This is a genomic window from Flavobacterium sp. (genome assembly GCF_023151265.1).
Classification (GTDB): domain Bacteria; phylum Bacteroidota; class Bacteroidia; order Flavobacteriales; family Flavobacteriaceae; genus Flavobacterium.
Window position 1 is genome coordinate 24,972 of sequence record NZ_JAKLJH010000006.1, and the last position, 7,909, is coordinate 32,880.

At 32.3% G+C, this 7,909-nt stretch carries 10 protein-coding genes; 3 read left to right on the forward strand and 7 right to left on the reverse strand.

Annotated features, from left to right (window positions below; translation table 11 throughout):
* Positions 1 to 14 precede the first annotated feature (14 nt).
* Positions 15 to 620 carry a thioredoxin family protein gene (locus L6Q46_RS01195; protein ID WP_291282748.1) on the forward strand — a complete coding sequence of 202 codons (606 nt, stop codon included), beginning with the start codon at positions 15 to 17 and terminating at the stop codon, positions 618 to 620.
* Positions 621 to 730: 110 nt separating this feature from the next.
* Here L6Q46_RS01195 and L6Q46_RS01200 read toward each other — a convergent pair whose 3' ends face one another.
* From L6Q46_RS01200 to L6Q46_RS01230, 7 genes are all read right to left on the reverse strand, one after another.
* A complete protein-coding gene (locus tag L6Q46_RS01200; protein ID WP_291282749.1) occupies positions 731 to 1,366 on the reverse strand; it encodes a YiiX/YebB-like N1pC/P60 family cysteine hydrolase in 636 nt (211 codons plus the stop codon).
* Between the two features lie 4 nt (positions 1,367 to 1,370).
* Positions 1,371 to 1,703 carry a type II toxin-antitoxin system RelE/ParE family toxin gene (locus L6Q46_RS01205; protein WP_291282750.1) on the reverse strand — a complete coding sequence of 111 codons (333 nt, stop codon included), beginning with the start codon at positions 1,701 to 1,703 and terminating at the stop codon, positions 1,371 to 1,373.
* Complete coding sequence (locus tag L6Q46_RS01210; protein WP_291282751.1) at positions 1,679 to 1,843, reverse strand: hypothetical protein; 165 nt, start codon at positions 1,841 to 1,843, stop codon at positions 1,679 to 1,681. The genes L6Q46_RS01205 and L6Q46_RS01210 overlap by 25 nt, the downstream gene beginning before the upstream one ends.
* Positions 1,844 to 1,911: 68 nt before the next feature.
* Entirely contained in the window at positions 1,912 to 2,601 is a 690-nt protein-coding gene (gene truB, locus L6Q46_RS01215; protein ID WP_291282752.1) for a tRNA pseudouridine(55) synthase TruB, read from the reverse strand.
* On the reverse strand, positions 2,601 to 3,386 hold the full coding sequence (locus tag L6Q46_RS01220; protein ID WP_291282753.1) for an undecaprenyl-diphosphate phosphatase: 786 nt from the start codon (positions 3,384 to 3,386) through the stop codon (positions 2,601 to 2,603). The genes truB and L6Q46_RS01220 overlap by 1 nt, the downstream gene beginning before the upstream one ends.
* A gap of 6 nt (positions 3,387 to 3,392) precedes the next feature.
* Positions 3,393 to 3,632, reverse strand: a complete 240-nt coding sequence (locus L6Q46_RS01225) for a DUF3098 domain-containing protein (RefSeq protein WP_291282754.1) — start codon at positions 3,630 to 3,632, stop codon at positions 3,393 to 3,395.
* A 48-nt stretch (positions 3,633 to 3,680) separates the two neighbouring features.
* Positions 3,681 to 4,556 (reverse strand): permease-like cell division protein FtsX, encoded by an 876-nt coding sequence (locus tag L6Q46_RS01230; protein WP_291282755.1) that lies wholly within the window; start codon positions 4,554 to 4,556, stop codon positions 3,681 to 3,683.
* Positions 4,557 to 4,672: 116 nt separating this feature from the next.
* Here L6Q46_RS01230 and L6Q46_RS01235 point away from each other — a divergent pair, with 116 nt between their 5' ends.
* Positions 4,673 to 6,319 carry a WG repeat-containing protein gene (locus L6Q46_RS01235; RefSeq protein WP_291282756.1) on the forward strand — a complete coding sequence of 549 codons (1,647 nt, stop codon included), beginning with the start codon at positions 4,673 to 4,675 and terminating at the stop codon, positions 6,317 to 6,319.
* Between the two features lie 83 nt (positions 6,320 to 6,402).
* Positions 6,403 to 7,909 (forward strand): class I tRNA ligase family protein (locus L6Q46_RS01240; protein ID WP_291282757.1); only part of this gene is annotated, 1,507 nt, incomplete at its 3' end.

Below are 7,909 nucleotides of genomic sequence, written 5' to 3' on the forward strand. Positions count from 1 at the left end.
ATAAAGTTAAGAAGATGATAAATACTATAAAACAAGCACTAGAAAATAGTTTTTCTTTTGCCGATTACAGAAAAAAAGTAACCAATTTAATTGCTGAAGGGAAATCCACAGGTCACACACAATCAGAAGATTTATTAAAATATTCAGAATTGAACGAAACGAGAATGAATCGTTTGGAAAAAACTATCGAGGTTACTAATGAAGTGAAAACTAAACTGCAAAATTTAGATAAAAAGTACATTTGGTTAGTACTAAGCGAAGGTTGGTGTGGTGATGCGGCTCAAATTGTTCCCGTGATTCATAAAATGGCTGAAGTATCAGATAAGGTGGAATTAAAAATTGCTTTACGTGATGATAATGATGCTTTAATGCAACATTTTTTAACAAATGGAGGAAAAGCGATTCCAAAATTAATCGTTTTAGATGCTGAAACTTTAGAAGTTGTAGCGGATTGGGGTCCAAGACCTCATGGTGCTAAACAATTGATTTTAGATTACAAAGCCGCTCACGGAGTAGTTGATGAACCTGCAAAAATTGAATTACAAAAATGGTATTTACACGACAAAGGAATTTCGATTCAGAATGAAATTGTGGAAATGCATGAGCAAGTTTTGAGTTAAAAAATTGAACGCAGATGACACAGATGTTTCACAACGCTGATTAAAACAGATTTTTCCTTAAACATTGTGAGACTTTGTGTTGAACTTTGAGAGACTTTGTGAAACAAAAATCATTCAATTGTTCCAATAATATTCAACTTATCAGAAGTGGAAATTCCACCAGGGTTGCAACCTAGTTGCCCTTCTGGGATTTCCATTTTTAGTTTCTCGTAATAGTCTGCCCAAACTTCAAAATACTCATTCGATTTTGGCGATTTGAAAGTCATCGGAAATAAATCAAACAAAGGTTTTTTGTACGAATGCAAAAACGCATCATAAATTAATTCCGAACAGTAATATTTTTCATTGTTATACAAATATTCCTCATCATATGGAACACCAACTTGTTGTAACGAAAACGAAATGGCTTCTGGAATGTATTTACGGTATTTTCTTTTTAATCTTCCTACGAACATTTCTTCTTTTGTGTAGGTTTTGAAAGTTTCGTATGGTGTAACTTTTACTGCTTTTCCGGCAGCTTCAATTACGAAAACCGAATCGTTTTTGATGTACACCATTCCTAAATGACTAAAATCTTTTCCTTGATAACCTTCGGTAACTTCGTTAATAGCTTCACAAAGTGGACCGCAATTCATCGATTGAAATAAAATATCGCCTGTTTTTAGTTTTACATTTTGCGAAAAGCTAAATTGAAATAAAACAAGAAGTAAGCTTGCTAAGTATAATTTTGGTAAAAAAGTTTTCAAAAGATTAGATTTTTATTTTTTTGACGGTTTTTAAAATTTTTGGCGAATGACTTCCGTGAAAAGCTCTTAAAATTTCAATTCTATTGGTGCGAATTCTGTAAATAATTAAGTACGAGCCTAAAATAATGTTGCGATAGATTTTAGTTTTGGTTTCCAAATGACGACATTCAGGATGAAGTAGGTATTCGGTTTCTAACCTTTGAACGATAGATTTAATTTCTTGATAAAAGTAAATGGCAGCTTTTTCACCAAACGTAGCTTCACCATATTCAAAAATATCTTGAATATCATAGAGATAAAAAGAAGAACGAACTACTTCTTTCTGTTTAGCCTCCATTCTTCAAATCTTTTTTCAAACTCTTTTTCAGTCAAAAACGGACCATTTTCCGCTTCTTTGATTAAGTCAGCGAATGCTTTTTGAGACATCGGTTTGCCTGGAATAGCAAGATTTTTATTTTTTTTATCGGCAGTTTTCATTTGAGTAGAAATTTATGCTACGTAAAAATATGAAATAATTTGTTTGTAAACTTCAGATTCAGAATATTTTAACTTAAAGATTCTTCAAAATCATCAGGAGTAATTGCGTTTTCAACCGAATAATCGCCAATTTTTGTTCTTCGAAGCGCCGTTAAATGTCCACCAGATTGCAACGCTAATCCAAAGTCATAAGCTAACGAACGAATGTAAGTTCCTTTGCTACATTTTACTCTAAAATCGATTTCTGGCAATTGAATTCGAGTGATTTCAAATTCGTAAATCGTAGTTTTTCTGGATTGAATTTCTACTTCTTCGCCAGCGCGCGCGTGCTCGTACAAACGTTTTCCGTCTTTTTTAATGGCAGAAAAAACAGGTGGTTTTTGGTCGATTTCACCTAAAAACTGTTTTGTTGTTTCTAAAATTAGTTCTTCGGTAATATGTTCTGTTGGAAAAGTAGCGTCAATTTCGGTTTCTAAATCATAAGATGGAGTAGTAGCTCCAACCATTATAGTTCCGGTATATTCTTTTGCTTGCGCCTGAATTTCGGTAATGTTTTTGGTGAATTTCCCAGTACAAATAATCAATAAACCAGTCGCTAAAGGATCTAAAGTTCCAGCGTGACCAATTTTAAATTTCTTAGGTAAATCGTATTTGCGTTTTAAAATGTATTTCAATTTGTTCACCGCTTGAAACGATGACCATTTCAAGGGTTTGTCTATTAGAAGTACTTTTCCGGCTAAAATTTCTTCGGCATTCATTAGATAATAGTTAATTTTTGTACGAAGAAATGAATCAATAGAATTGCAACTCCGGCAACAATTCGGTAATAGCCAAAAATTTTAAATCCGTGTTTGGTTAAAAACCCGATGAATGATTTGATAGCGATTAAGGCTACAATAAATCCGACTACATTTCCAATAATTAATAAATTTATTTGGTCGTCAGAAAGCACAAATCCATCTTTATAATAATCGTATGATTTTTTCAAAGTTGCTCCTAACATGGTTGGAATTGCTAAGAAAAACGAAAATTCTGCAGCAGTTGTTCGTGATAATTTTTGTGTCATTCCGCCTACAATGCTGGCGCCACTTCTCGAAACACCAGGAATCATCGCTAAACATTGAAACAATCCAATTTTAAAAGCGGTTAAATAGGATATTTCTGTTCCTTCCGAATTGCCAAACCATTCATCTACTTTTAAAAGTAAAAAACCACCAATGATTAATGAAACGGCAACAGTAATTGGATTTTCCAATAAACCATCGATAAAATCACCAAGCAATAATCCGAAAATTACGGCTGGGATAAAAGCAACGAATAATTTAAAGTAAAAGTCTAATGATTGAAAAAAGCGTTTGAAGTATAAAACAATTACAGAAAGTATAGTTCCTAACTGAATTACAATGGTAAAAAGTTTAGTAAAATCGTCTTGTGCAATTCCAAAAAAGGACGAAGCAATAATCATGTGACCCGTTGAAGAAACAGGTAAAAATTCGGTTATTCCTTCAATAATAGCAAGAATAATGGCTTGTAAAACATCCATAAAGTATTACTTCTTCGGATTTTTTAAAATCGAATAAATCGTAATTCCAAAACCAATTAAAACTACGGTTGGAGCTAAACGAATTCTTCTGAAACTAAATAATTCGTCACCGTTAAAAACATTTGGATCTTCGCTTCCACCACCACTCATTAAAATAAATCCAAGCCCAATTACGGCTAATCCAATTAAAAGAATTTTATAATTTACTTTGTCAAAAAGAAATTCGGGTTTGTTGTTGTTTTCCATTTTTATATTTTTTTAATTCACTGAACACTTTTCATTGAACACTGAATACTAGTAAAGATCGTCTGTTTTTAAATTTAAGAAACGTTGCGTAGCAAAGAATGTACTAATTGAGGTAATGATAATTCCAACAACTAATACTCCAAAAATTACTATTCCAATTGAAAGATAATCTTTTGCAATGCCTAAACTTGGGAATAATCCATCTACATAAAACACTAATGCCAATAAAGCAACAATAGCCAATCCAGAACCTATTAATCCTAGTTTAATACTTCTCCAAATAAATGGTTTTCTAATGAACGATTTTGTCGCTCCAACCATTTGCATCGTTTTGATAGTAAAACGATGAGAATAAACAGAAAGGCGTAATGAACTATTAATTAACAACATTGCAACAACAGTTAAGATAGCACTAATAACCAAAATCCAAAAACTAATTTTAGTCACGTTATTGTTTACCATGTCTACCAATTCTTTATCGTAGATAATCTCTGAAACCATTTCGTTTTTACGAATGTTACGTTCAATTTTCTTGATACTATCAGCAATTACATAATCACCTTTTAAGTGAATATCAAATGAATTTTGTAATGGATTAAAGCCTAAAAATTCCATAAAATCTTTACCTACAATGTCTACGTTGTTTTTTGCAGCACTGTCTTTATGAACAAAAGCATAATCTTTAATGAATTTTGCATTTTTCATTTCTACATCAAAAGCACTGATGACAGAGTCGTTAGCATCATTGTTAAAGAAAACCGTCATAGGAATGTTTTCTTTAAAATCATTTGTTATCTTTTTCGAATTAATTACAAAAAGTCCTAAAGCTCCTAAAAGGAACAATACTAAAAAGATACTCAATACTACCGAAAAGTAGGATGAAATCAAACGTCGTTTGTTGTAATTTTCAAAAGATGATGCCATATAATTCTATTTAAGCCGTAAAAATAGTAAAGAAATTTTGTTTACATAGAATATAACAACAAAGTTTTAACTTTAGTATTTATAATCAGTAAATTTGAAGCTTTAAATTCATAAAAATGACATTACGATATAAGATTTCGGCAGTTTTATTCTTTTTTGCACTAACCTTGATGGCTCAAGAAAATATTTTTCCTTATAGAGAAGGAAATTTATGGGGATTTTGCGATGAAAATGCAAAGGTTTTAGTCGCACCAAAATACGATGCTATACGAAAAGCTTCAAGTAATGAAAAGTTTTTCTTTGAAGTGACTTCAGGAAATAACTCAGGAGTTTATTTGGGTTCAAAAAATATTATTCCTGTTGAATTTCAAAAATTGCAGTATGTGTCAACTAATCTGATAATTGTGGTTAAAAAAGGAGTTGATAAAAAAGAAATCAACTACTTATACAACACAAAAGGGGAATTACTAATTAATCAACCGCTTTCTTATTTAAAAGGAATTAAAGGAAATGACAAGCGTTATGATACAACTTTTATTATTGGATTTTATATAAAGGATTTAGAAGGAAGAGAATCGTTAGTAAATTTGGATTATTACAATGATAACAAGTTAAGTTATGTGTTAAAAGACGTTTTTTCGATAGAATTAGACAATAAAAAATCAAAAGAAGAATTAGCAATTGCTTATGTAAAACAAACAGCAACAAGTGCGGTTGAAACTAAATATTTTAAAGTAGAAGAAAGTCGAATCATTCTTTTAGATGAAAAAAAAGACAGTCAGTATATTCAAGAAAATACAGGGCCAAAAAAGAAAAAAGAAGGATATAACAATTACGATGATAATATTGCAGTTCCAAATATGGATAGTGAAATGGTTGTTGATGAACCAAGAGGTTATTCAGGAACTGGTTCTGGAAGTGGAGATGGACCAGGAAGGGGGAAAAGCATCAGAAAAACTCCAAAAGGAACTTCGTATTACAAATATGTTTTAAAAGACAATCAAATAGAAGTTGAGGTTTCAAACAATGTTACTAAAAATAAAAAAACTTTAAAATTCCCAGTTAAAGCAGATAAAATTGAAGTTTTCAAAACCATAGGTGTTATCACAGAAGATAAGCCTGATAACGACAGCATTCAAATCTATTTCAATTATATTATTTATCAAAAGAAAAATAAATTTGGTTTAGTATATCAATTTCCATTTCAAAAAAGTGTGGAATATGATTTTCTTGAGCCTATGAAATCTGAAAAAAAATATGATTCGGGTTCTAAAAATTATTTTAAAGTTGGAGTGTTGGATAAAAAAACCAAAATCATGAAATATGGTGTTATTGATGTTAATCATACTTTTATTCTGCCGGCTGAATATGACGAAATTAAAATGGGATACACTATAACACCATCATTTAAAAAACAAGTGTTTTTGGTTAAGAAAAACAACTTGTTTGGATTGGTTTCTGAAAAGAAAGAAATCAAATTATCGATTGAATTTGATAGTATCATATTTAATTCGGAAAGTCCAAGTTTCTTGAGAGTAAAAAAAGGAAACCAACATTCGGCATACATTAGTTATTATAGTAATTCAGATTATGTATTGACGTTACTTCCTATGTATTATCCGTATCCTGTTAGAGAAATTAAATACTCCATTAGTAAAGGAATTTCCTTGTTGGAAGCAATAGAATACATCGCATTAGAAGACGAAAACAAAAACTTCAAAGGCTATGCTAATCCAAACGGAACACTATATTTTAAAGATTAGTTTTATAAAAGTTTTATAAAACGTATTTTTGCACCTTTATTTTTCGGATAAAACCGATAACAGAAAACCGACAACGTTACAAGATGAAATATTTCCACGAAAAAATCGAAGCCAAATGGCAACAATATTGGGCAGAAAATCAAACTTTTGCTGCATCTAACCATTCAGAAAAACCAAAATACTATGTATTAGACATGTTTCCTTATCCTTCTGGAGCGGGCTTGCACGTTGGGCATCCGCTGGGTTACATTGCTTCTGATATTGTAGCAAGATATAAAAGACATCAAGGTTTTAATGTGTTGCATCCGCAAGGGTACGATTCATTTGGTTTACCAGCTGAACAATATGCGATTCAAACCGGACAACATCCAGCCGATACCACTCGTATGAATATCGAAGGTGGTGTGGATAAATCAGGAAATACGATTCAAGGTTACAGAAATCAGTTGGATAGAATTGGTTTTTCTTTCGATTGGAGTCGTGAAGTTCGTACTTCAAATCCAGATTATTACAAACACACGCAGTGGATTTTCATTCAATTATTTGAATCTTGGTACAACAAAAATTCGGATAAAGCAGAAAGCATTTGCACCTTAATTCAAGAATTCGAGAAAAACGGAAATGCGAATGTAAATGCGGTTTGTGATGATAATATTGCACCATTTTCAGCTGAAGATTGGAAATCATTTTCATCAGAAGAACAACAAAAAGTATTATTACAATATAGATTAACCTATTTAGCTGAAACCGAAGTAAACTGGTGTGCAGCTTTAGGAACCGTTTTAGCGAATGACGAAATTGTAAACGGCGTTTCAGAACGTGGTGGACATCCAGTTGTTCGTAAGAAAATGACACAATGGAGCATGCGAATTTCAGCTTACGCGGAACGTTTGTTACAAGGTTTAAACGAAATCGATTGGAGTGAATCCATCAAAGAATCTCAAAGAAACTGGATAGGAAAATCAGTTGGAGCAACAGTTAAGTTTCAAGTTTCAGGTTCCAAGTTTCAAGTTGAGGTTTTCACAACAAGACCTGATACGATTTTCGGTGTTACGTTTATGACTTTAGCTCCAGAACACGAATTGGTTGCTCAAATCACTACTCCAGAACAAAAAGCTGCAGTTGAGGCGTATGTTGAAGCAACAGCAAAACGTTCGGAAAGAGAAAGAATGGCAGATGTTAAAACCATTTCTGGAGTTTTCACAGGTGCGTATGCGGAACATCCTTTTACGAAAGAACCAATTCCTGTTTGGATTGGCGATTACGTATTGGCAGGTTACGGAACAGGTGCGGTGATGGCGGTTCCATGTGGTGATGAGCGTGATTATGCTTTCGCAAATTTCTTCAAAGGAACTCATGGAATGCCAGAAATTAAAAATATTTTCAACCAAGATATTTCAGAAGCCGCTTACGGTGAAAAAGGCGGTTTTGAATTAGTAAATTCTGATTTCTTAAACGGATTAGATTACAAATCAGGAACTAAAAAAATCATCGAAGAATTAGAAAAAATTGGAGCAGGAAACGCCAAAGTAAATTACCGTTTACGCGATGCTGTTTTCTCTCGACAAAGATATTGGGGTGAACCTTTTC